Here is a 26,140-nt window from a genome sequence, read left to right as displayed (position 1 = left end):
GTGCGATTAATTTTATGAACGAAGGTGATACTCATGAAAAAAGAAGGACATCCTAAATTCCAACAAGCTATTTTTCTTGATCCAAGTTGCGGATATAAGTTCCTGAGTGGAACAACTAAAACTTCCGGCGAAACTATGGAATGGGAAGATGGCAACACTTATCAAGTGATTCGCGTTGATACTAGTTCTGCTTCTCACCCGTTTTACACTGGTAAACAAAGAAACGCAGACATCGGTGGCCGCGTAGACAAGTTCAACAAAAAATACGGCTTGAAAAACTAAGACGTACGTTGAACACCATTTCAAAACGTTTTCGAACTGTTTTGAACCGTCATAAAAAGCGTACCTGTTCGTATCCTAGGATATGAATATGGTACGCTTTTTTTGTTGCCTTTTTATACAAAAGGTAAGAAATGATATGGGATGATTATGTTCATGTATCATCATTCCCATGATCATCGTTGTGACTCAAAATTATAGGGACTCAAAATTGTATTTTGTCTTCTGGAAGCAATGAATGAATACGATGGAACCCTTCTTGTTCTAATCGTAGCGCCAGTCCATCGGTACGTGATTTGGTCGCATGAACAAGTAGTGCAGGTGGACTTTTGAGATCCAGTAACATTCGCCGTACATCAGGAAGCCCTTGATGGACTTTGTAACGGACATAATAGACTTTACAACCTTCACGTTCTGTATCGAGCAACAGTCTACGTCCGAAGCAACCATGCGCCAGATGCCCTGTAAAAATCACGGCATTATGTTCATTGTTTGCTATACGTTCATAATGTTGTTGTGCTTTGACCGATTGCATCATACCATCATCGGTAAATAAAATAAATTGCTGATATTGTGCAGGCAAAGTGGTGCGAGATAGTTCATCATCCATGACATACAGCAATGGGTGCTGAAGCAGACGTTCAATCCGTGCACATGCTTGTGAATGAAGCCAGTACGTATCGGCTGTAAATGAACGCAAGTTGTTAAGTAGCCCTGCTTCGACAAGCAGAGGCGTGTTCGGATATTCTTCACTTGCCCATAACATGAGTTCTTGTCCCCGGCCATAGACCGGTACAGGAAGCATCACCGATCCCTGCTGCCGAAGAGTCTCATCGATATGTCGCTTCAACTGGGTTAACTTATTATCTTGATGATCAGGGTCAACACCATACGCAGCATCAATAATTGCCATATCCAGATCAGGGAGAATACCCGGAATCGTTTGCGTTTTTGAGATTAATCGTGTCTGGTGCAGTGGACGATCGGCGGCTAACAACTGGGATTCTGATGTATAATCTCCAGAAAAGAAAATATATTTATCATGCCAGCATAACGCTAACCAGATCGAACCGGGTAAATGTCCTGCTCGACCCCAGCACACACTCAGATGAGGCAATAAAGGGCTCCAGCTCCCCGGTGGGGCGATATCTTCCAAATAACGAAATTGGATACGCTGTTGATCTTCATCATCGTAAGGGCGTGTTGCTGAGCGATGATCGGTATACTTTTTCCAAGCTTCAAAATAAGCAGGTAATTGCCCTACCGTAGCTCTAGTTGTCCAGACATCGCCTGTGTAACCATGTTTATATAACAAAGGTAATGCAATACAATGATCCTCATGAGCATGCGATAAAAAGACAGTCTGTAGACTAGCGACCATTTCATCCATATCAGGTGTGATCGGATATTGTCCATCGCCTTCTTTTTTGACACCATAATCAAGTAACAGACTCTGCTCCCCCTGTTGGAGTAGATAACTGGATCGACCATGTTCACCTGCACCGCCAAGTATAGTGAGTTCCATCATGATACTTGCTGCTTCCGATAAGCAGGTAACGTTTGTAAAATCAGCAGTAAGATTGTAGTAATCCCCACTGAAACGACAGCCATCGCCATTCCCATCGATACAGCTCCTTGTTCAAATTGAGCAAAAATATACGTTGCAGAAGTCTGCATAGATGGTGGCAAAATTAACAGGGAAGCCACCAATTCACGATTAGCAATCGTAAACGTCATTGTCCAACCTGCGATCATACCGGGAAGCAGTAGAGGCAGTAAAATACGACGGAATACATATAAAGGATGTCCGCCAGAGATTGCACCGGCTTGTAATAAAATAGGATCAATCTGTCCATTGTTCGCTTTGACATACTGTAACGTATACGGCAAGAACAAAATAATATACGTTAAGACCACCATGCCATATGAATTATAAAGAGGAATAGGCATCCATGGTGAATTCCAGAATAAGATCAATCCTACAACAATCACGATTCCAGGAACGGTATTCGGCATTAGACTGAATAGGTCGATTCCTTTTTGTGACCATCGTTTGCCCTGTCCAACTTTGAGTGCTAGAAATGTACCGATTAATACAGCAATCGTCGCAGCTACAAGTGAAAGGGTAAAGCTATTGATGAGTGCTTCCATACTTTCAGAACCCCAGCTTAACAAGTCTTTATAATGCTCTAACGTAAAGTTACCGACAGCTAGCCCTGTTCCACGCAAGCGCAATAATGAAGCCGTAATCACAGAAAAGTAAGGAATACCAATAGAGGTAATCAGTAATACACTGATATACAACCAGCAGACAATTCCACTCCAACCACGCAGAGAATACTTTTTACTACGTGATCCTTTACCTCCTGTTAAGCGGTAAGAGTAACGACTACTTAATATACTTTGGATATACCACATCAATAGACATGCTGTTAAAAGTAAAGAAGCAAGTGAGGTCGCTTTGCCAAAATCAATCGGCCAACTGGAAATATATTTATGAATCTCAGACGTCATAACATAAAATCCGATTTTGCGACCAAAGGTAGCCGGTGTACCAAATTCAGCAATCGTTTTGACAAAGATTAATAGAGCACCCATCGCATAGCTAGACAATAATAACGGTAAAATAATGCGACGGAAACGATAGCCAAAGGAAGCACCGTGAACAGAAGCGGCTTCTTCTGTACTTCCGCCGATCTGTTCTAACGTATTGCGCAGAATTAGATAAAGAAAAGGAAACAGATGTAGGCTCATAATCATGACCATGCCACCAAAGCTGAAAAAAGCAGGTGTGATTTTGGCTGAAGCGGGAAGAATCTGCTCCATATAGCCGTTCTTTTGCATAAATAACATCCAACCCATAGAACCAATATAAGGGGGTGTCATAAAAGGGATCAGAAAAACAACATCTAACCAACGTTGTCTACCAATCGCTGTTTTCGCCATCATCCACGCTAAAGGTAGCGCCAGCACTGTCGTCGTGACAATCACACAACATCCCAGCCATAATGTACTGAACATCACCGAAGTAAGATCACTTTGACCGAGCAGACGCAAAGGAGCCATTAGATCTATCACACCATTTTGGTCAATAGCTGTTCGGAAAATCATCAGGAGCGGAAATACAATTAGTACGGCGAGCAGCAAAAATGCCGCAGCCGTACTGATTTTTTGATAAGTGAATAGAGTTCGATTAGTATTTGTTTTCATCATAGGATCACCACTTATTTATATAGGTTCGTAAATTTGGTTGTTGTTTCTTCGCTGTGTTCGCCCATCCAATCCCATTTCACAGGATATGTTGGAATTTCACTTAAGTTGGCACGGTTGTCAGCAGTGATATCAGTTCTTCCTGGTAATAGATAAGCACTGGTTACCATTTGTTGTGCTTCATCTGACAATAGGTAGTCGATAAATTGCTTAGCTTGATCAGCATGTTGACTTGTTTTGATAATCGCCGCAGGACGTGGGCTAATGACTGTACCTTCTTTTGGATACACGATATCGACAGGTTCACCATCAGCTTTGGCTTTGTATGCCATGTAATCGACACCAGCAGCTACAGCTGATTTGGCTCCAGTAATGACAGGATCAAGTGCTTCTTGATTCGCACCTGCAATAGCAACTCCATTTTGTTGGTATTGTTCAAATAATGACCAACCTTTATCACCTTCAGCACTTAAATAACCTGTAATAAAATCAAGCGCAGATCCAGACAACGAAGGATCAGGAATATTCACTTTGTCTTTCCATTCAGGCTTCGCAAGATCTGCCCATGATGTAGGTGGAGTCGTCACTTCTTTGGTATTGTAGACAATGCCGAGAGCAGAAGCGCTATAGCTCACATATTTACCTTCTGTATCTGACCAATCTTTGACTAATTTATCGTGATTAGCTGCTTCTGGATAAGCGAGTGTCATATCTTCTTTTGCTAATGCTTGCATAGAGGGAAGAGAAGCGAGAACAACCACATCGACTACAGGGTTGGCTTTTTCAGCTTCCATACGGGAAAGGATTTTACCTGTTGTTCCCTGGAACATTTCAACTTTAATCCCTGTTTTGGCTTCAAAACCTGCTTGAATTTTTTTAGCTAATCCTTCAGGTCCTGCACTATAGACAACCAGTGTACCTGCATCTTTTGCTGTAGATGAACCCGCAGTTGATGCGCCTGTCGAAGTGCTACAACCTGCAAGTGTTGTTCCCAAGATCGCTGTTAAAGCAAGCAGACTTCCTTTTTGCCACAATTGATTCCATTTCATTATTTATTCCTCCTAGAGTGGTTAAATCCATATTTAAATAGCTGATTACACAGAGACAGCATTGATCGTATGAACATGTTGTGCGGAAATATAAATATGGACCTGTTCACCGACAGTCATTCGTTCATCTTGATAAGCCGTCCAGAGTCGTTCTTCACCCATATCCAATAGAATTTCATAGCGATCACCCATATAGCTGACCTGTTGTATCATTCCAGTATGTATATGTTCATCAGGCGAATGATTGCTCTGCCAGCGGATATGCTCGGGACGAACCATCTGATGTCCATTATCAATCCAATTGGAATGTCCAATAAAGCGAGCTACAAATGGATGAGTCGGTTGTCGATAAATTTGTTCAGGTGTTCCACGTTGTAAAATCGATCCAGACTGCATCACAATAATCTCATCAGACATCGCCATAGCTTCAGTCTGATCATGGGTAACATAGAGGGCTGTTACACCTAACTGTTGTACCAAATTCATTAACTCTGTTCGCATTTCATCACGTAAAATGGCATCTAATGCACTTAGTGGTTCATCAAATAGAATTAGACGTGGTTGCATCACAATCGCTCTTGCAAAAGCGACCCGTTGTTGTTGTCCACCTGATAGTTGATGTGGATAACGTTGTTCCATTCCTTGCAGACGTACTTGTGTCAGTGCAGTCATAACGCGTGCTTGAATATCTTTTTTCTGACCGGAAGCACGTAGACTGAAAGCGACATTTTCAAAAACAGTGAGATGCGGCCATAAGGCAAATTCTTGGAATACCATTCCAAATCCACGGCGGTGTGGAGGGACATTTTTACGTTGCTTGGAAGAGTACAGAATATCATTCTCGATCCGTAGCTCTCCTTGATCGGGCGTTTCAAGTCCAGCGATCATACGTAATAATGTAGTTTTACCACAACCAGAAGGTCCGAGTAATGTTGTGAATTTGCCAGAAGCGATCACTAGATCAGTCGCTTGTAATGCTTGTACACCATCAAAAGACTTGCTGATCCCTTGAATCGTTAATGCTGTCATTTTGTATTCCACCTATCTTTGACGCTTGTTCATCGGCATGATTACTGTGTGCGAATACTGCCCTGAACTACTTTCTATATGTAGTATATCTGCTCAATTTGCACGGGGTATGTGGGGAATGTAAACGCAACATTAAGTTTATAGTGTGTTCCTTTTGACAATCATCGAATGTTTCTATGGTACGGTGGAAGAAAAGCAATGATGGGGGTTATACGATGAATTTGATCAAATTTCAAATAGTAGAATTATTAGACCGACATCACAAAATTACCGCTGTCGCAGATGAGTTAGGGCTCAAGCAACCGACAGTTACTTTTCATATGAAAAGTTTGGAAAAAGAAATGGGTGTTGCGTTGTTCGAATCCAGAGGTGGCAAAGTAATGCTCAAAGAACCGGGTAAAGCGCTACTTCATTATGCAGTTAAGATTAACGCATTAGCCGCAGAATCGAGAAGAGTGGTACAAGAATTTGGAGCATTGGAACGAGGAAATTTACGAATAGGAGCAAGTTATGTACCAGCGACCTATTTATTACCTTCTATTATAGATACGTTCAGTCGTGCTTATCCGGGAGTGAGTATTTCGATTGCTGTAAAGCCTTCGCCTGTGATCAGAGAAATGTTGATTAATCATGAGATTGATCTGGGTATTATGCTGACTGAACCATTCGAACATCCTTCATTAGTCAAAGGATTAGTCGATGAAGATGAAATGGTGGCTATTTTCGCGCCGGATCACAAGCTGGCAGACTATGAAGAGTTGCATATGGACACGCTACGTCAAAGCCGATTTGTTCTTCATGGTAGCGAATCAAGTACACGTCAATTGAGCAATCGCTGGATGAGTAGTGTAGGTGTGGTATCCGAGCAATATATGGAACTTGATTCACCTGAAGCGATTAAGAAGTCGGTCATGCTGGGAGAGTATGTTTCTTTTTTATCCAAAATGGCTGTCGAAGAAGAGGTGCATCAAGGATTACTCCACATGCGACCATTACCGAATACGCCTTTTCATCGTTACATTTATTATGTGTATAACAGTCAACGTCATTATTCAGGGCTTATTCATCAGTTTGTGAAATATTTTAGTTAGGTGCAGATATCAGTAGCATCGAAAAAGTGATGAATAGCATATAGAAACTATAGATATCTTTTACGAAATGATCTATATCTGTTGATTCCGCTATCATTCTTCACTGTTACATTGGAGTAGTAGTCAAATGATATTCCACAGACAGGGGAGAATTTGCAAATGAATTTAGGATTGAAGCTCAGTAAAAAAGCTCCATTGGTATTGCTAAGCAGTGTGTTGTTCGCAGGATTGTATATTCCACAATCTACATCTGTTGTCGATGCCAAAGCCGCCAATCTCACACCAACGTATGAGGTTAAATTTATGCTGGATGATGATATTCTGAACAGCGACCTAACGATTCAGTCTGAAGTGAAAGATGCTTTTGATCTACCTGCAACAGCGCAGAAAATTGCGGTAGAGTATTTCGATACTAGTGATAAGCAGTTAGATAGTGAAGGTTGGAATGTACGTTTTCGCAAAAAAGCAGATAAAGATAATTTTGAAATGACGTATAAAAAGCGTTATAACATTGCTAACGGAAATATTGATGCGGCGTTAACTCTAGCGAATCAACAAGGATTTGATGCATCAGATACGAATTATGAAGCTGAAGTCGATTGGGGTTATGGTAAGCAGACGTTAAGTCTTTCTAATGATAAAAAGTCTAAAGCAACCACATCAGGAGCCACATTGCCAGCAGATAGCAAAGCATTGTCTCTACTTGTAGATAATCTTCCAGGGAAATTGAAAAAGTGGAAAGATGGATCAAGCTGGGGTGAAAAGCAGCTAAAAGTGTCTCGTGCTTATGGACCTGTAGTAGCTAGTAAATATGAAGGAACATGGAACGGAATCGATGTGGATGTTGAAATTTGGCCCATTCGCAATGCTTCAGGAACAGGTACAGAGCCAGTGATAGAGATTTCGTTCAAAACCGATGATTACAATACAGCAGCAGCAGATCGTCAACAATTAATGAACTATTTGAATCAAGAAGGTTGGTTAGTACCACAAGATTCACTCAAAACACAATTGGTATTAGATCGTTACTAAGAACATCTATTTAAAAATAGACAAAAAAAGAAGCACCCTGCGAGGTGCTTCTTTTGGTTGTTCTATTAGTATCCGCTGCGTTCCATATTGCCCATACCTGCGAATAATGCTGCACCGAAAACAAGAAAGATAACAATGTAAATAACAATAACGATTGCTGCCCATAACAGTCCTGCTTTGGCATAGTTAGCTTTGGTAGGATGAGTACCGCCACCAAAAGCCCATACAAATAACATTACTAGATTGACAATTGGAATAGCTAACAATAAAAGTGTAAGCATCCATTCTTTCACACTAATAATAGAAGCAGGTGCATCCGGTTGCGCAGGCGGGTAACCATTGTTTTGCGAATTATAATCCAAATTTTTCTACCCCTCTCAATTATGTACTGAATATTGTGGAAACATGTAAAGCATCTATGATTATACAACTGTTACAGATATGTGACAATAGAGTAATGCAAAAGAAAATAGTTATATTTTCCATTTTTATCGACAAATCTATAAATGTATAGAAACATTCGATCATGACTAGACAGAAATTATATTTGTTGTATAGTATAGTTAATTGATCGGGATTAAATGTTTTAATCTATTGTTAGCTATTTATTTGTACAAAACTATTGCAAGTTACTAAAAGTATCTTTATAATGAGATATATTGAATGTTTGATACAAGAAAGTTTTCAAATCTTGTTTTCATGGTTAAACATGAGAGTAGCTAAATTATACTAACAAACCAAAATCGAATAGAGATCTTCGGGGTAGGGTGCAATTCCCGACCGGCGGTGAACATTTTTTTACAAGTGAAAAAATGGTAGCCCGCGACTCATTTTTCGTTTTATAGAGGAATGACTGATCTGGTGAGAATCCAGAGCCGACGGTAAAGTCCGGATGGGAGAAGATCAACCGATAAGCATGCCAGTGTATTGTAAAATACAGTTGCACGTTTATTTGATCAAGCCCCCGTTTATTGTACGTTGATAACGGGGGCTTTCCGTATGAGATCTCATATTCAAATTCTAATCACGTAGGGAGTTTGAATCATGGAAAATGCAAGTTATAACATCAAAACAGCATCATCAGCTAGACAGCGTCATATTAAAAGTGGATTTTGGCTTGTTTTTGTAGGCGCCGCTTTATGGGGCGTTGATCCACTGTTCCGAATTATTTTGCTGAAAACAATGACTTCAACTCAGTTGGTATTGTTGGAGCATTTGATTGTTTTTCTAGCGGCGGCTCCGGTATTATGGGTGAACCGTGCTGAATTAAAAGGATTAAAAATGCGCCATATTGGAGCGTTATTGTTCTTATCATGGGGTGGATCAGCAATTGCTACGATTCTATTTACGATGGGATTGGCTCATGGTAACCTCAATGCCGTCTTATTATTACAGAAATTACAACCAATCTTTGCCATCGTATTAGCCCGTATTATTTTGAAAGAAGTATTACCGCGTGGATTTGGCTGGTTATTTGCTTTAGCATTAGTCGGTACGTATATTTTAACTTTCGGATTCGCGATTCCGATTGGTCATATGAGTGAATTTGTACAGGTCGGTAGTTTATTTGCTCTAGGTGCAGCTGCATTATGGGGTGGATCTACAGTTATGGGACGCTTAATGGTGGGACAGATGAAATATGAGACCGTCACATCATTGCGCTTTATTATGGCACTACCATTATTGCTTGTATTAACTTGGCATGAAGGTGCAGCTTGGAGCCTATCTGCTGATTCTGGTGGTATCGCAGCGGTATCATTGAATTTGCTAGGTCAAGCCTTATTGCCGGGCTTGCTCAGTCTATTGATGTATTATAAAGGATTATCGACCACCAAAGCTTCGGTAGCAACATTAGCAGAATTGAGCTTTCCATTAGTCGGTGTCATTATTAACTGGATCGTATTTGGACAATTATTAACATGGGCTCAATTGGTCGGATTCTTGTTAATCTGGGTAGCGTTATTCTTTATTTCCAGACGTCAACAACCATCTGATGCCAAAACAGCAGTACCTTCTGCATCATAAGCTCTGTTGTATCAAAAAGAATATGTTCATCTATCTATAAATAGTAACTTTAATATCAAAAATCCTGTCTACCCAGCGAAATTCCGCTATAGTAGACAGGATTTTTTTAATTTGTATAAGATAGCGATGTCATAAGATATTGAATATTCAGTAGCTTGTCATCTCAAGTCTGAAAGCATCCTATATTTATTGAATACGTACTAGATCGAAGAAGTCTAACTCTCCATAACCATTTCCTTTACTAAAACGAATCGTATGATTACCTGCTGTCAACGATAGACGTTGCGTTGATAATCCCCAATTTTCCCAACCTTTATTCGTAATAAAAAAGTCTGTTGCATTATTGCTATCGACAGAAAGGCGCAGAGTAGACCAATCCAGTCCATCGGTGCCATTGCCTGTACGTGCAGCTAGCATATAGGTTCCTGTTGTAGGAACATTCACAGAATATTGTACATAACTGCCTGTTGTATCAATATGACCTGCTTTGGACGATCCTGAACCATTAGGGCTTGAAGAAGCATAAGCTGCTCCGCCAAAAGTTCCTTGCTCGCCTTCATAACGGTTGCGATCTGGTTCACCTGATGGAATAGCTATCTGTACATTCGGATTCAGTGGTTGACCAAATTGAGGTGTATTGTCTGTATTCCAGCTGAATTTCTGAGTGCGAATTTCTCGGTTCCAGCCTGAATTGTTGAATTTGGCAGCATGATATACAATCCAATCTTCTTTGCCATCAGGAGAAGTGGTAAATGAAGCATGACCCGGGCCATAGACTCCATTAGCAGAAGAAAATACAGGTTGAGCACGTTTGCTCCAAGCCGAAGGGCTTAATAAATTGCTGTTTGTCTGTGCTGTAATTAAGCCTAACGCATAATCATTCGTCCAACTTCCACTGGCAGAATAGATTAGATTAATGTTGTTGTTTTTGATCACCACTTGAGGGCCTTCATTGACGTTAGGTTGATGATTCGTTTCCCATGCATACGTAGGACGAGCAATTTCAACACGTACAGAATCAATCGTCCACGGATTACTCATATGGGCAATATAAAGATTTTGTCTAACATTATCGGTTCCTTCCCAACCTGACCAGATAAAGTACAATTGTCCGTTAACTGATAGTGGAGTGCCATCGATCGCCCAGCGGTTCGTTGTGTCGGTAATTTGACCTTTATCTACCCAAGTACCTTGCATAGGATTACTGCTCGTATTCTGCATCACATACATACGATGATTAGCATTATCTCCATCGTCTTTGGCATAGTAAATATACCAGGCTCCATTAAGAAAATGAATTTCAGGCGCCCAGACATTTTGTCCACCTGTGGTAATTTCACGTTTTTCAGCAGCATCAATCCCGGTTAATGTTGAAGATTTCCAGATCGTGACATTGTTCCCTGTCGTTTTTGTGAAATAATAGAATCCATCGGTATGCTTATACATCCACGGATCTGCACCATCTTGCATAATGACATTATAAAACTGTTTTTGTACAGATGCTGCTGAAGCCATACTGATACTGGTACTCATAAGCAAAGTGAATAGCAAAAATAAAAATCCTCCTTTGATCATCAATCGACGACTGTTCATTGATTCAACCCCTTTGCATATTCTTAAAATAGAGAACGCTTACAATAGGAACTGTAACGCAGAATAGAGTTGTGGAACAGGACGATATTTTGGATGGATAGACATTCTATTGGAGATATTCAAGAGAGGGTCTGAATGAAGAGTTTAACCGTTTACACTTTGAGATCAAACAGGTACATTAGGCATAATTCGTACGCTTGGTTTTACTTAAGGATGAAGCACATCTACAAAGCGAGGTTGAATTATATGATGAAATGGATCAAACAGTCTTTATTTTCGATGACAAAGCTTAGATTATATAGTGTGTTGCTAAGCCTTATGATATTGATGATTGGACTGATAAGTTATGGAGTTTATCGTGGAGGATTATCATCGTTATGGGATGATGGACAGAACACAATATCCTCTACGGATTTATCTGCTCCCGAGTCTATTTCAATATCATTTTGGACTCCTTTTAGTGGGGGCGATATTTCATTTATGAATGAATTGGTACAACGGTACAATCGAGAGAATACTGATCATATTGTAGTCACGATGAAAAATAATAAATCAGATGATTACTATACCAAATTATCGACAGCGATCGTGACCGAAGAAGCGCCAGATGTAGCGATTGTACATGCGTCTATGTTCGCTCAGTATATCCCCGCAGGATTTATACAAAATATAGATAAATTCGCTGCAAAAGCGCAAGTACATTTTACAGACTTTAATCCATCAATTCTTGCAAGAACAATGGTCAATGAACAACATTATGCAATTCCACTGGATACTCATTTTAGCATATTGTATTACAACAAAAAGTGGTTAGCCAAAGCGGGCTTATATCAAAATGGCAAAGTACAGATGCAACCCGGAGAACAAGGATTTGTAGACTTTTTGCAGAAATTACAACAGCATATCCCACAAGATGTTGCTCCTCTAGCTGTACCCAATGTGCGTATTGATTCGTTGTGGTTATGGTGGTCATTGTACGCTCAGATCGATGGAGGAGGACAATTATATACTTCGGATGGCACACGTGCTTCTGTAAATATGCCTGCCGCTAAGAAATCGCTAGAATTAGTCACTTCACTGTATGATCAACAATTGATTCCGCCGAATATCAATGATGCTTCTAATGAATTTGCACAGGGGAAAGCAGCTTTACTTTTTCTAGGCGTATGGTCTATCGGTTCGTTTGAAAAAGTACCTGATTTGGATTTTGGGGTCATGCCTTTTCCACAAATCTATGATCATGCTGGATCATGGGGTGATGCGCATACACTTGCTTTTCCAACCCATCATGAACAAGATCCTCAAAAAGTACTTGCGGCGATTAAATTTGCCAACTGGTTAGCCCGGCATGGAGCCATATGGGGAGAAGCAGGACATGTACCTGCTGTTCAAGCCGAAGCTTTATCACCTGCATATTTGTCGCTTCCATTTCGTAAAGAGTATGTTGCAGAAGCCAATCATGTCGAATATTTCCCCAGTCATCCGAAGCAAATTATGATGAGTGATGCGCTGATTAATGAATTGGAGAAAATCTGGTACGGCAAGCAAAGTGTTGATCAAATGTTAAATCATTTAGAGCCGTTAATTAACCAGATTTTGAAGGAGTAAGGGATGCAGATACCTATAAAACATTGGATTCGTCGCTGGAAAAATATGCGGTTGGTCACAAGGCTGATTATTATGAATATCACACTGATTTCGATTCCGTTAGTCATCTCTTCATGGATATCGAGTATTGGCTATTCCGATTCTATTCAAAACAATGCCGGGCAATATCAAGCGGATGTAGTGCGTGAATTTACATCGAATCTAGATGCTTATATGAATGAGTTGGTTTTATTATCTATTTTGCCGTATCAATCTCCAGAAATGATGGAGTATCTTGAGCATGATAAGCAAGATCAAGTGATTGATCGATATGAAGATCGTCTACTATTAGAACGTTTTGTACGACGGATTCGGGTCAATGGACGTGTAGATATCGCAGGAGTGGCTTTGTTTACCAATCATACGCATTCGTCTTATGTAGAATTGCCTGATAGTCCCGGTCGATTTGCAGAGTCAGGAGATCGAGAACGATTATTACCTGTAAATACAGCATTATCCGGTAAAGGATATTTTGTCGCTCCTCATGCGATATTGTCTGATAATGGAACTGTATATCAAGTGTTCTCAATTGCGCGTAAGATTCGTAGTCTGGATGATGGTCAAGAATTAGGTACACTGGTGATCGATGTGCCTGCTGAAGCACTCACAGATCGAATTACTCATCTTGCCGGTTCTCCGACCTCGTTATTTGCCATGATGGATCAGCATAAGCAATTGATTTATAAAAGCCCGTCTTTTCCTGTAGAAGATGCTACTTTGCAACAGTATGGAGGAGAAGGAACATTAACGATAGATAGTGGGCGACAATCCGTGTTGCTTACATATCAGACATCGCCTGTCACGCATTGGACGGTTCTTCAAGCAGTGCCTGTCGCTGTCTTGGTACAGGATGCCCGGCAGGTGAATCGGCAAATGATCTGGTTAGGCGGCATCTGTCTCATTATATCGGTAATTGTGTCGATTTTTCATGCGATGCGAATCACAAGACCGCTTAGTGTATTACGGGATTCGATGAAACTTGTAGAACGGGGAGAATTCGATATTGCTTTGCCAGTACATCAGACCGATGAGATCGGACATTTAAGTCGAACGTTTAATATTATGGTGTCTCGTCTAGGGTCATTAACCTATCGGTTATACGAAACAGAGATTCGAGAAAAAAATGCACAGATTGCTTCACTGCAAAGTCAGATCAATCCTCATTTTCTCTACAATACACTGGGTTCTATCAGTATGTACGCTGAACTCGAAGGCAATCGTGAAGTGGTGCAGATGACCAATCATCTGAGTGCTCTGCTTCGGTATAGTATCGGAAGCGATCATAGTGAAGTTACGATTGAACAGGAGCTAGAGCATGTACGAGGATATCTGTCGATTCAGCGTATCCGATATGATGAGCGATTGTCGTATACGATTCATGCAGATCCATTATTGCTACAACATCCGATAATTCGTTTAACGTTACAACCGCTTGTAGAAAATGCAATTATTCACGGCTTAGAACGAGGTCGTGGAGATATTTATATTCAGATAGAAGTGCATAGACAGAATAAACAGATTCAGATTGATGTGATCGATAATGGACCGGGTATGGAAAACGAATGGATTGAAGAACAACATCACCATATGGAAGCAGGGATATTGCCAGAAGGGCCGGGAGGTCATGGATTGGTTAATGTTCATCGCAGAATTGCACTCAAATATGGTAATGAGTATGGCATTACGTTGCATAATCGGGATGAAGGAGGATTACAAGTGATCGTGACTATGCCTATCGTTGAGGTTGATCATATAGAGGAGTTGAAGAAAGGAGATACTGATCATGTATAACGTATTAGTTGTTGATGATGAAATGATTTTTCGTAAAGGAATCACCCATTTGATTCATGAATCTAATCTGGAATGGACAGTGATCGGTGAAGCGCGTGACGGACTGGAAGCACTGGAAATGATTCAGGATCAACGCCCTCATTTAGTAATCACCGATATACGGATGCCTCGTATGGATGGTATCCAGCTTCAAGCCACAGTAGCAGAACAGTATCCATCTATTCGCTGTATTGTGCTCAGTGGACATAATGATTTTGAATATGCACGTCATTCGATTCGCAGTGGAGCCAGAGATTATTTACTTAAGCCTGTTAATAAAGAAGAACTGTACACCGCTTTGGGCAAAGTAGAAGCAGAGTTAACCAAAGAAAATGAATCGCAATCGTTAGCAGAGCATATTCCTAGTCAGCAAGTGATCCGACAACAAATATTAAGCAGTCTGATTCATGGCAATAGTGCTTATGATGAAGGCGAATTATTGGATCAAGCGAATATTTCTTTTCCCCATACAGGTATATATTGTCTGATTGTTCAATTGGATCGAGATTCTGTCACAGAACAACGGTATCAACAGAATGATCCTGAACTGTTCTTTTTGTATATTCAACAATTTGTCCGTGAGATCATATTGGAGCCTTTGCAAGGTTACACATTTATCGATCATCATCAAGTGGTTGCACTCATTAATAGTGATCACAGTGAACAGACAGCCCGGCAGATTAGATCATTGTCAGGACAATTAATTCGTAGCATTAAACGTATATCCCAGATGACCGTGACGATAGGTATCGGTGGCGGTGTGGCTGATCTCGAATCGGTACCCCAATCCTATCGTGAAGCAGAGACAGCTCTGCTCTATCGTTTGATTTCGGGTGGAGATCAAGTACTTGTCTATGAATCTTCCACAACAAATACAATGCCATTATCAAGATTAGAAGCAGCAGACCGACATTTTTTGGAACAATTATTAGCAGAAGAAAATGGACAAGAATTAACAAAGCAAGTCCAAGCTTTTATCGAACGATTATGCCGTCAGATCAGTAATCCTGAAGTGATCCAACAACAGATCTGCAAAATATTATTAGAGTGTTATGAGATTGCTTTGGATTATAACGTACTCAGTGAATGGCTGAATAAGCAGGATATGGGTGGGATATTACAAAATGTACTACTGATCAATGAACGCCAGCAACTTGCCCGTTATTGTGGGGATTTATTGTATTCGCTGTATGAGCTGATTCAGCGTAAAGAAGGGCATGTGATCCACGCTGTAGATCAGGTAGTACGTTATCTGGAAGAACATTATGCTGAACCGATCACCCTCAGTCTAATGGCAGAAAAAGTCTATTTAAATGCTTCTTATCTCAGCAGTCTGTTCAAAAATAGATTAGGGCATTCATTTGTCGAAGTATTGACTGATATTCGAATTCGAGAAGCGATCAAGCGATTAATCCATAGTGATGAGAAGATTGCGACGATTGCTTATGATACAGGGTTTGTAAATATTAGGCATTTCAATAGAGTATTCAAAACAGAAACAGGTACCACACCCAAACAGTATCGGGACAGTCGTCGTCATTATCAACATCCGGTGTAATGAAGTAGCCACTATCTCATCATCGCTTGAACGCAATATGCGCATATAGGCAACAGACCTAAATATATGTCTATACCATCGAAAAAAGCGTCATGGTTCCTTCTTGAAGAATACATTAAGATTTGAAATGTAAGCGTTATCTAAAAACGCACATTCTTCATTATTCGACAAGGGGGTTCTATTGATGAGAAAAACAAAATGGTTGCAAGCTGGTTCTATACTACTGGTTGCTATGTTTATTCTGTCGGCTTGTGCTGGAGGTAGTGCACCTGCTAGTAGTACCGAAAGTGGCAAAACAGGTGGTAAAACACAAATCTCATTCTGGACACCATTTAGTGGTGGAGATGGAGAATTTATGGCGGCAATGGTAGGCAAGTTTAATGAGGAGAATCCAGATATTCAAGTGGAACAGCTAAGTAATCGCTCGGAAGATTACTATACCAAGCTACAGACATCGTTAGCTTCGGATCAAGCGCCTGATCTAGCGGTATTGCATTCCTCACGGATGCCACAATTTGTACCAGCGGGTTATGTGACCCCACTAGATGATCTAGCAGCAGGTTCCAAAGTGGACTGGGATGCATTCAATCCTACGATTTTAGAATCGACGATTTACGATGGTAAACATTATTCGATTCCACTAGATACTCATGCGATCGTCATGTATTACAACAAGACATATCTGGAAAAAGCAGGGGTACTGAAAGACGGCAAACCTGTATTCGATCCATCACCAGAAGGATTTACCGCATTTTTAACTAAAATTAAAGATGCAGTTCCAGCAGATGTCGCTCCACTTGCACAACCAAGCGTGCGTATAGATGCGTATTGGATGTTCTGGGGCTTCTATAATCAGTTAACTGGTGGAGGGAAGTTCTATGATGCAAATGGCAAAGCAGAACTTAACAATCCACAAGCCAAACAAGCATTAGAATACGTGAATAGCTTGTATACATCCAAATTAATTCCACCGAATGTAAATGATGCGGTTAAATTATTTCAAGATCAGCGAGCAGCTGTACTCATCACAGGGGTATGGAGTACCGGATCATTTGAAAATATTAAAGATTTGGACTTTGCGGTAGTACCGATGCCACAAATCTATGATCAACCGGCAACATGGGGCGATTCGCATACATTAGCTTTGCCGAAGCACAGTCAAGAAGATCCAGCCAAACAGCAAGCTGCATTGACGTTTGCCAATTGGCTTGCAGAACATGGGGACATGTGGGCAAAAGCAGGGCATATTCCAAGTGTGACCAAAGTATTGGATTCTCAAGAGTTCAAAGACATGCCATATCGTAGTGATTATGCGCAATCGGCTGACTTTGTCAAATACTGGCCTCGTAATGAAAAACAAGGACAGGTTAACGACAATATTGTCAAAGAGTTCGAAAAAATGTTAGCAGGTCAACAAGATCCAGCGACCACTTTAGAAAAAGCAGATGCTTCTACCAACAAGATTACTGGAAAATAAAGATAGGATCATCACAAAAGAAGCGGAGCGACATAGACATCAAACCGCTTCTTTTGTCTGATCTAGCTGAAGAAAGGAGTCTCATCTATGGGCACCAAATCCTTATCACATCAAGGGTGGATCACAGGCATATTAATGATTTTGCCATATACGATTTTCTTTGCTCTTTTTTCTTTATTTCCGATTTTGTACGGTCTGCGCATCAGTTTTTATGACTGGTCTTTGCTAGGAGATAAAGTTTTTGTAGGCTTTGAAAATTATACGAATCTTATCCAAGACGAAGAATTTCGTAGCAACCTATTGCATACGATCGTATTTACATTGATTAGTGTGCCGTTGGTTAGCGGAATTGGCTTATTATTAGCGATTCTTGTTCACAGTATACGTCGTGGACAGTCTTTTTTTCGGATCTCTGTTTTTATGCCGTATGTGTTATCTGTTTCTGTTATTTCAAGTATTTGGGTGATTTTTTTACAGCCGTACACCGGCTTGTTTAATCAGATTTTACGTGGATTAGGTTTAATCCATGAAGAGATTTTCTGGTTATCGGAACCGACTTTAGCATGGGCGGCTATTATTATGTCTACCGTATGGTGGACAGTAGGATTTGTATTTATTTTATTTCTAGCAGGGCTTCAAGATATTCCAGCATCTTTTTATGAAGCAGGGCAGATCGAAGGAGCGAATCGCTGGCAGACATTCTGGTATATCACATTACCATCATTATCACGGATTACGATACTTGTGATTGTGCTTCAGACGATTGCTTCGTTCAAAATATTCGGTCAATCTAAATTGATCACAGGCGGAGGACCCGCAGGAGCTACCAAAACCGTCGTGTTTTCGATTTATGAGAATGGATTTCAGACGTTCCAGATGGGATATGCGTCTGCGATAGCATTTGTACTTATGCTGGTGATTCTAGTGATCTCTTTAGTACAGACTTTTGTTTTACGTAGATTGGAATCTTAGAAAGGAGCGAATGTAGGATGATGGATCGAATCTATTATTATTTTATTCGCATTGTAGCTGTAGCGTTAGCGATCTTTTTTCTTATTCCTGTGATCTGGATGTTGGCTTTATCGTTTACGCCAGAAGGGCAAAGTGTATTTGCTAATGGTTTTCAGCTTTCATTTGTTAATTATCAGAAAGTACTGAGTCAGGCTCCGATATTCGGGTGGATGGGTAACAGTCTGATGGTGTCTGTGATTACTACAGTACTGGTACTGATCTTATCGTCAATGGCGGCATACGCATTTTCTCGTATTCAATTTCCAGGTAGCAAATTTATGTTTCTATTGTTCTTATCCGGACTCATGATTCCAGCAGAAGCGACATTGATTCCATTGTATCTGTTTATGCGCGATTGGGGTCTACTGGGAACACGAACTTCGTTGATTTTACCAGCAGTGGCAGGGCCGATGGGGATTTTTATTCTGAAGCAGTTTTTTGATGGATTACCGAAAGACCTTGAAGAAGCCGCACGAATCGATGGAGCAGGTTTTTTCAAAGTCTGGTATAGCATCTTTTTACCTTTGTCTCGTCCTGCGTTAGCTGCATTAGGTATTTTTAGCTTTATTGGAGCATGGAACGATTATGTATGGCCACTGATCTCGATCTCGGACAAAGCCTATATGACGATTACATTAGGATTACCGATGTTCCAGAGTTCGTATGTCCAGCAATATGCGCTTCCTATGACAGCTAATGCGTTAGCCGCTGTTCCAGTCTTGATTGTATTTCTTATTTTCCAGAAACAGATTATTAAAGGGATTGCATTTACAGGTGGGAAAGAATTATAACCACTAAGCTGAACATCAATAGCCGGATCAATCATACAGACATGTATACTTTTAAAGGAGGAATTATGATGGTGAATACAACAACTCGTTCTGAATATCCTAGACCTCAATTCCAGCGAGCAGACTGGATCAATCTCAATGGAACATGGGAATTTGCTTTTGACGATAAACGTGTAGGCGATCAGGAGAAATGGCATCTTGATCAGCAAGCGGTATTCGATCAGAAGATTCAAGTTCCGTTTACTTTTCAAAGTGAGTTGAGTGGAATAGGAGATACTGGATTTCATGATCTGGTCTGGTATCGTAAATCGATTCAGATCCCGTCCGATTGGCAAGACAAACGTACGATTTTACATTTTGGAGCCGTCGATTATACAGCTACAGTCTGGGTAAATGGCAAATGGGCAGCCTTTCATGAAGGTGGGCATACTCCTTTTCAAGCAGATATTACAGAATTGCTGGAAGAAGAGCACAATCAGATTATTTTGCGGGTAGAAGATTTTAGTCAAGATGTGACATTGCCGCGAGGTAAGCAATACTGGAAAGAAGATTCAGCAAGTATTTTCTATACCCGTACGACAGGCATCTGGCAGACGGTATGGTTAGAAGCAGTAGACCCTGCTCATATAAGCAAAGCTAAATTTACAGCCGATATTGATCGAAACGAAGTTAGAGTACGCTTATTTTATTCTCCATCTACACGTCAAAAAGGAATGCGTACACGATTAACCATTTCTTTTGAAGGCGAATTGGTAGCACAGGATGAATTTGTAGTGACTCATCATGAACATACTCGCTCGATCGGTCTGCATGATTTTAATGATCATGAATTAGGACGTTGGTGGTCACCAGAAAAGCCACATTTATACGATATTCGATTAGAATTGATTGAGCAGGATAACGTAGTAGATGCGGTAGAATCATACTTTGGGATGCGGAAGATTTCGATTGAAAATGGAAAGTTACATCTGAACAATCGACCTTATTTTCTACGTCTGGTATTGGATCAAGGATATTTCCCGGATGGCATTTTAACCGCACCGTCGGATGAAGCTTTTATTCAAGATATTGAGTTGACGCAAGCGATGGGCTTCAATGGTGTACGTAAGCATCAGAAAATGGAAGATCCACGATTCTTATACTGGTGTGATCGCAAAGGATTACTGGTATGGGGAGAAGCAGCAAATGCTTACAATTATTCGGAAGAATATGTACGCCGATTCACGCAAGAATGGCAAGAAGTGATTGAACGGGATTACAATCATCCATCCATTGTCGTCTGGGTTCCTATGAATGAAAGTTGGGGCATTCCTAATGTCAAAAATGATCAGCGTCAACAACAGCATGGACTGGCTCTCTATCATCTCACCAAGTCACTGGATGATACACGTCCTGTTATTTATAATGATGGCTGGGAAATGATGGACACCGATCTGGTAGCGATTCATGATTATGCATGGCAAGAAGAAGTGTTGAATGAACGTTATGCTTCGATTGAAAAGGCTGTACATAGTCTGCCAGGGAATCGAGAGATTTTTGTAGGGGGAGCGACTTATCAAGGGCAACCGATTCTGATTACAGAGTTCGGCGGAATCGCCTATAAAAAAAGTGAGTGGGAAGGCTGGGGATACTCGGGCGCAGACAATGATGAAGATTATCTAAAGCGCTTAGCCGCAGTGATTCGTCCGCTACATCGTTCTCCGATTGTTCAAGGATTCTGTTATACCCAGTTGACCGATGTCGAACAGGAGATTAACGGTCTGGTTACGTATGATCGTAAGCCCAAAGTGCCACTAGAAGATATTCGCCGTATCGTTATGAATCAATCTTAAGATCTACCTATACCAAGTGCTGTTTGCTATCTTTTGACTGCTCAAGTCAGATAGTGAACAGCACTTTTTGTACATAGTTAAAAACATATTCTGTTCATCTAAAGATTGTCATAACCCCTAAACTATCCTATACTACAAAGTTGTTACTTTATAATAAGTGTACACAGTCAAATCATACTGGATTCAACCCGATAAAGGAGGAATAGTGTTGTCGGATAAAATAGACCTACCTTCTTCTCGTCATAGACGTGCAAAAGATCATTCGACAGAAGAGCTTGCCCGCCGTCTTATCGATCTATCCGGTGGTCCTGATAATATGGTAGAAGTCATTCACTGTACGACTCGTATTCGGCTCAAATTAAAAAATTACGATCAAATCGATGAAGCAGGACTTCGCCAGATCAAAGAAGTGCAAAATATAAACAAACTGCCCGGACAACTACAGATTATTGTAGGTCCTGAGCTTGTCTATAAGTTACATCGCAAAATCAATCTATGGCTTCAACAGCATGAACAAACAGCATTAAAACCTTCTATTTTAGAGTCTAAAGAATCTGAACTGCAAGCTGAACCATCAATGCCATCACCAGATCAGGATCAAAGGTCAGGCATTATGCAGCGTATTATACAGGTAGCGACTATCTTTTCAGATATTCTAATCCCGATCTTACCGCTCTTTATTGCAGCCGGTATCTTATTAGGTCTGGTCACGATTCTGCAATCTTCTGACTGGGTGACAGAGGGTGCAGTCTGGTTCCGATTGCTTCAGTTATTAACAAGTTCTGCTTTTCAAATTATTAGCGTACTGTTCGGTTATCATGCAGTAAGACGATTTGGAGGTACACCTGCGATCGGGGCTGTACTTGGGATTGCAATGTCTCAACCTGATCTAGCGATACTAATAGGTTCTTATGATACGACGGTACAAAATATAGATACGATGGTTACCCCTCAATTCAGCTATCAAGGTGCAATGATGCCGATTATTCTGGCAGCACTGATTATGGCTTGGATAGAAAAAGGAATACGCCGTATACTACCGGCATCAGCATCTACACTTCTTGCTCCAGCCATCAGTCTGATTATCGGTGGGACGCTGGCTATTCTTTTGATTAGTCCGGTCGCGATATGGCTGGGAGAATGGATAGGTCAAGAGTTAGAATATCTCTTTATCTATGGAGGTACATTTTTTGGATTTATTCTGGGCGGTATCTATAGCACGATTGTATTAACAGGACTGCATCAAGGGATACAAGCGCTTGAGGTTGCTTTGATCGCTGACCCTCGTGTAGGCGTTAATTTCTTACTACCGATCTGGTCGATGGCAAATATGGCGCAGGGTGGGGCAGGTCTAGCCGTCTATTTGACTACTCGCAATAACGAATTACGAAAAGTAGCTCTTTCAGGATCGATTACTGCTTTTCTAGGAATAACAGAACCGATTGCTCTCGGGGTTAACCTCAAGTTAGGTCGTCCTTTTTTGAGTGCAGCCATTGGTGGGGCAGTAGGCGGAGCTTATGTCGGCTTTCATCATGTGATCGCTAGCTCATTTGGCTTAACAGGAATACCGATGCTTGTCTATATTATTCCGTTTGGCGAAATGAACTTTATCCATTATATGATTGGATTTCTACTCTCAGCTGGTATAGCTTTTATGACGACTCTGTTGCTCGGTGCAGAAAAGCCAGCTTTTCGATATCATATTTCAAACATTGTTCGTAAATTCACAGGAGGACGTTATGAAAATTAAAAAGATTCTCAATAATAATGCGGTGGTCGTGGATGATCACGGGCAGGAAAAGATCGCTATGGGCGGTGGGATTTCTTTTGAAAAAGGCAAAAATGATATTGTAGATAAACAGCGTATTGAGAAGTTATTTATTCTAGAAGATCAGGAACGGTATGGTTATCTACAAGAGATGCTTCAGACGTTACCAGAAGAAGAGATCGCTGTATCTGAAAGTATTATTTCTTATGCTGAACAAGAGTTACAGATTTCTTTTAATGAACATATTCATATTGCACTAACCGATCATTTGTCATTTGCTCTTGAGCGTCTACGGAGTGGACTGATTATCCACAATACGCTTTTGGAAGAGATTCGCTTATTGTATCCTGCCGAGTTCCAGATCGGTCTTCATGCCAAGCAATTGATTACCGAGCGCTTGCAGATTGACATTCCTGAAGATGAAGTAGGATATATTGCGATGCATATTCATACTGCACGGATGAACGTAGGAGCTCAAGACACAGCAGCAGGTATGGCGGCAATTATGAAAGACATGGTCAAAGATATTGAATATATGTTAAATCAATCTTTAGATCGCAAGTCAGCAGACTATGAACGATTAATGAGCCAACTCAAAAGTATTCTTCAAGAATATCAAAAAGATCAGCCCGGAAGCGAACTGAATCAAGAGCTTATTCAGATTGCTGTAGAGAAATATAAAACAGTATATGAACAGGTAGAAGAGATGGCAGCGAATATGGAAGATGAATATGGTTATCTATTTACAGAGAGTCAATGCGTGTTAATTACTATCGAAGTGAATCGCCTGCTCGAAAGACTGGGTCATCATTCCCGTTAATCCAGCTCGATTCGTATCGACTGTAATGATAAAGTAGATCAATCATGCGATTTTAATAGAGAATAACAAGAAAAATAAAGCTGGTTCAAGTCTATATACCTGATTCGATAGGTTATGATATTTATTCAAAATCAAATTAGATCTAGGTATAAAGTATGTATATCGAATGACATATTACAAAAATGTAAACTTTGAAACAGTGAAAATAAGACTAAAATTTATGAAAATGAATGAAAAATTACAGAATTATCCTTTTATGTCGCTTTTCCAAATTGATTCGTTCAGTCTATAGTGTCTTTACGATTTGCCCTATAGAATAAATGTCAGCAACAGCATATTCGGGTGTGTTACTGGTAAAGCAGGCAAGACCTAAAAACTCCGTGAGGAATCCGGGCGACAGGTGTCGTTCGTTCTTCAGAGGAATTTTTAGGTCTTTTTGTGCGCCAAAACAGCCACAATTTGAAATTAGAGAGGAAGAACACAATGAAAATCAAGAATTTCTCAAGAAAAACAGCTGTTATGATGATGGCAGCAACGATGCTAACAGGAGGAACTTCTGTTTTTGCAAGTGGATCAGAATCCGATTACGGTAATGGGACACAGCCAACTCCACCAACACCTGTTGTAGAAACACCTGCATCTGTTTTTAACGATACTTACGGATTTACACATCTTACGCGCTTTGATGCATTGAAAATAGCTAATCAGCAAACAGAGTCTCGCTATAAAGTTCCACAATTTGATGTATCCAAAATTCGCAATATTCCTTCTGCTGTAGGAAAAGATGCAAATGGCAATACGATTGATCTCGATGTATGGGATACTTGGCCACTACAAAATGCAGACGGTACAGTAGCCAACTATAATGGATATGAAGTTGTTTTTGGACTTGCAGGTGATCCTAAAGTATCCTCAGATACTTTTATCTATCTGTTCTATAAAAAAGCAGGCGATCAATCATTAGATGCTTGGAAAAATGCAGGTCGTGTATTTAAAGATAGCGACAAAATGGTACCTAACGATACAATTTTAAATAATCAATCCGAAGAATGGTCAGGTTCAGCAACAATGACTAAAGACGGCAAAGTTCGCTTATTCTATACGAACCGTCAGCCGTGGGATGTCGATAAAGGATTTTTCGGTAAACAAACACTAACAACAGCTCAAATTAATGTGTCTGAACCTTCTAATGGAACACTTCAAGTCAACGGTGTCGAAGACCTCAAATCTATTTTTGATGGTGATGGTAAAATGTATCAAACGGTGGATCAAGCATTCCGTGCAGGTGATTACTCCGATAACCATACATTAAGAGATCCGCATTATGTAGAAGATCATGGACGCAAATATCTAGTATTTGAAGCCAATACAGGTTCTGAGACTGGTTATCAAGGTCAATCCATGTTCTCCAACAAAGCGTATTATGGTGGAGATGACGATTTCTTCAAATCTGAATACCAGAAAGTAATGAACAACCCGAGTCGTAACTATATGACGATTGCGAATGGCGCATTGGGTATTATTGAATTAAACAACGACTATTCATTGAAAAAAGTGATGAAGCCACTTATTGCGTCCAACACAGTGACCGATGAGATTGAACGTGCCAATATTTTTGAAATGAATGGCAAATGGTACCTATTCACAGATACACGCGGTGCTAAAATGTTTGTCGATGGTGTAGACTCCGAAGATATCTACATGCTTGGATATGTAGCAGATTCAATTGATGGACCTTACAAACCGCTTAACGGTAGTGGACTTGTATTGCATCAAGATCTGAACAAACGCGATATTACATGGAACTATGCTCACTTTGCGATTCCACAAGTAAAAGGTAATAAAGTTGTAATCACAAGCTACATGACCAACAGAGGATTCTATACTGATCATCATTCTACATTTGCACCAAGCTTTGAAGTAGAAATCGACGGTAGTGAAACCAAAGTTGTTCCTAATAGCATTTTGGAACAAGGTCAGATTACTTCTAATCAATAAGTTTAATGAATAAGTTCTTAATCTATCATTTCTGAGGATTCAATAGATTCACAGGGAAAGAAAATGTCTGCCACACAGCGGCATTTTCTTTTCCTTTATT

20 protein-coding genes and 1 riboswitch are annotated in these 26,140 nt (G+C 40.4%); of the genes, 14 read left to right on the top strand and 6 right to left on the bottom strand.

Going from position 1 to position 26,140, the window contains the following annotated elements:
- The first annotated feature begins 33 nt into the window (after positions 1-33).
- On the top strand, positions 34-282 hold the full coding sequence (locus tag RCP16_RS12315; RefSeq protein ID WP_069326918.1) for a type B 50S ribosomal protein L31: 249 nt from the start codon (positions 34-36) through the stop codon (positions 280-282).
- A 202-nt stretch (positions 283-484) separates the two neighbouring features.
- Here the strand turns inward: RCP16_RS12315 and RCP16_RS12310 are convergent, their stop codons facing one another.
- Genes RCP16_RS12310 through RCP16_RS12295 form a run of 4 tightly spaced genes read right to left on the bottom strand, consistent with a single transcriptional unit; the run spans position 485 to position 5,567 of the window.
- Positions 485-1,807: an MBL fold metallo-hydrolase gene (locus RCP16_RS12310; protein ID WP_069326919.1), complete on the bottom strand. Its 1,323-nt coding sequence runs from the start codon at positions 1,805-1,807 to the stop codon at positions 485-487.
- On the bottom strand, positions 1,804-3,489 hold the full coding sequence (locus RCP16_RS12305; RefSeq protein ID WP_137222274.1) for an ABC transporter permease: 1,686 nt from the start codon (positions 3,487-3,489) through the stop codon (positions 1,804-1,806). The genes RCP16_RS12310 and RCP16_RS12305 overlap by 4 nt, the downstream gene beginning before the upstream one ends.
- Positions 3,490-3,503: 14 nt before the next feature.
- The gene (locus tag RCP16_RS12300; protein WP_308640413.1) at positions 3,504-4,538 is read right to left on the bottom strand and encodes an ABC transporter substrate-binding protein; all 1,035 of its coding nucleotides are present in this window, start codon (positions 4,536-4,538) and stop codon (positions 3,504-3,506) included.
- A 45-nt stretch (positions 4,539-4,583) separates the two neighbouring features.
- On the bottom strand, positions 4,584-5,567 hold the full coding sequence (locus tag RCP16_RS12295) for an ABC transporter ATP-binding protein (RefSeq protein WP_308640412.1): 984 nt from the start codon (positions 5,565-5,567) through the stop codon (positions 4,584-4,586).
- Between the two features lie 215 nt (positions 5,568-5,782).
- Here RCP16_RS12295 and RCP16_RS12290 point away from each other — a divergent pair, with 215 nt between their 5' ends.
- Both RCP16_RS12290 and RCP16_RS12285 read left to right on the top strand, forming a co-directional pair.
- Positions 5,783-6,658: a LysR substrate-binding domain-containing protein gene (locus tag RCP16_RS12290; RefSeq protein ID WP_069326922.1), complete on the top strand. Its 876-nt coding sequence runs from the start codon at positions 5,783-5,785 to the stop codon at positions 6,656-6,658.
- Between the two features lie 159 nt (positions 6,659-6,817).
- Entirely contained in the window at positions 6,818-7,690 is an 873-nt protein-coding gene (locus RCP16_RS12285; RefSeq protein WP_069326923.1) for a hypothetical protein, read from the top strand.
- Between the two features lie 65 nt (positions 7,691-7,755).
- Here the strand turns inward: RCP16_RS12285 and RCP16_RS12280 are convergent, their stop codons facing one another.
- Complete coding sequence (locus tag RCP16_RS12280; protein WP_371748090.1) at positions 7,756-8,052, bottom strand: hypothetical protein; 297 nt, start codon at positions 8,050-8,052, stop codon at positions 7,756-7,758.
- 387 nt (positions 8,053-8,439) lie between these two features.
- A riboswitch (FMN riboswitch) is annotated at positions 8,440-8,598 on the top strand.
- Positions 8,599-8,734: 136 nt separating this feature from the next.
- Here RCP16_RS12280 and RCP16_RS12275 point away from each other — a divergent pair.
- Complete coding sequence (locus tag RCP16_RS12275; protein ID WP_069326924.1) at positions 8,735-9,715, top strand: DMT family transporter; 981 nt, start codon at positions 8,735-8,737, stop codon at positions 9,713-9,715.
- 186 nt (positions 9,716-9,901) lie between these two features.
- Here RCP16_RS12275 and RCP16_RS12270 read toward each other — a convergent pair whose 3' ends face one another.
- A complete protein-coding gene (locus RCP16_RS12270; RefSeq protein ID WP_371748088.1) occupies positions 9,902-11,308 on the bottom strand; it encodes a family 43 glycosylhydrolase in 1,407 nt (468 codons plus the stop codon).
- A gap of 327 nt (positions 11,309-11,635) precedes the next feature.
- On the opposite strand from RCP16_RS12270, the gene RCP16_RS12265 reads away from it, so the two are divergent.
- The 10 genes from RCP16_RS12265 (at position 11,636) to sacB (ending at position 26,040) form a co-directional block, all read left to right on the top strand.
- Positions 11,636-12,916: an extracellular solute-binding protein gene (locus tag RCP16_RS12265; protein WP_308640411.1), complete on the top strand. Its 1,281-nt coding sequence runs from the start codon at positions 11,636-11,638 to the stop codon at positions 12,914-12,916.
- A 3-nt stretch (positions 12,917-12,919) separates the two neighbouring features.
- A complete protein-coding gene (locus RCP16_RS12260; protein WP_308640410.1) occupies positions 12,920-14,746 on the top strand; it encodes a cache domain-containing sensor histidine kinase in 1,827 nt (608 codons plus the stop codon).
- Positions 14,739-16,343 (top strand): response regulator, encoded by a 1,605-nt coding sequence (locus tag RCP16_RS12255; RefSeq protein ID WP_137222280.1) that lies wholly within the window; start codon positions 14,739-14,741, stop codon positions 16,341-16,343. Before RCP16_RS12260 ends, RCP16_RS12255 begins: the two co-directional genes overlap by 8 nt.
- A 184-nt stretch (positions 16,344-16,527) precedes the next feature.
- Positions 16,528-17,820: an ABC transporter substrate-binding protein gene (locus RCP16_RS12250; protein ID WP_308640409.1), complete on the top strand. Its 1,293-nt coding sequence runs from the start codon at positions 16,528-16,530 to the stop codon at positions 17,818-17,820.
- An 87-nt stretch (positions 17,821-17,907) separates the two neighbouring features.
- Positions 17,908-18,792 (top strand): carbohydrate ABC transporter permease, encoded by an 885-nt coding sequence (locus RCP16_RS12245; protein WP_308640408.1) that lies wholly within the window; start codon positions 17,908-17,910, stop codon positions 18,790-18,792.
- Between the two features lie 17 nt (positions 18,793-18,809).
- A complete protein-coding gene (locus tag RCP16_RS12240) occupies positions 18,810-19,622 on the top strand; it encodes a carbohydrate ABC transporter permease (protein ID WP_069326930.1) in 813 nt (270 codons plus the stop codon).
- Between the two features lie 68 nt (positions 19,623-19,690).
- Positions 19,691-21,454 (top strand): glycoside hydrolase family 2 protein, encoded by a 1,764-nt coding sequence (locus tag RCP16_RS12235; protein WP_308640407.1) that lies wholly within the window; start codon positions 19,691-19,693, stop codon positions 21,452-21,454.
- A 208-nt stretch (positions 21,455-21,662) separates the two neighbouring features.
- The gene (locus tag RCP16_RS12230; RefSeq protein ID WP_083243405.1) at positions 21,663-23,204 is read left to right on the top strand and encodes a PTS transporter subunit EIIC; all 1,542 of its coding nucleotides are present in this window, start codon (positions 21,663-21,665) and stop codon (positions 23,202-23,204) included.
- Positions 23,194-24,042, top strand: a complete 849-nt coding sequence (locus tag RCP16_RS12225; RefSeq protein ID WP_069326932.1) for a PRD domain-containing protein — start codon at positions 23,194-23,196, stop codon at positions 24,040-24,042. Before RCP16_RS12230 ends, RCP16_RS12225 begins: the two co-directional genes overlap by 11 nt.
- Before the next feature lie 483 nt (positions 24,043-24,525).
- A complete protein-coding gene (gene sacB / locus RCP16_RS12220) occupies positions 24,526-26,040 on the top strand; it encodes a levansucrase (RefSeq protein WP_069326933.1) in 1,515 nt (504 codons plus the stop codon).
- The last annotated feature ends 100 nt before the right edge of the window (positions 26,041-26,140 follow it).

The organism is Paenibacillus nuruki (genome assembly GCF_963311185.1).
Taxonomy (GTDB): domain Bacteria; phylum Bacillota; class Bacilli; order Paenibacillales; family Paenibacillaceae; genus Saccharibacillus; species Saccharibacillus nuruki.
The sequence above is the reverse complement of the archived record's forward strand: the minus strand, read 5'-3'. Positions and strand labels throughout refer to the sequence as shown.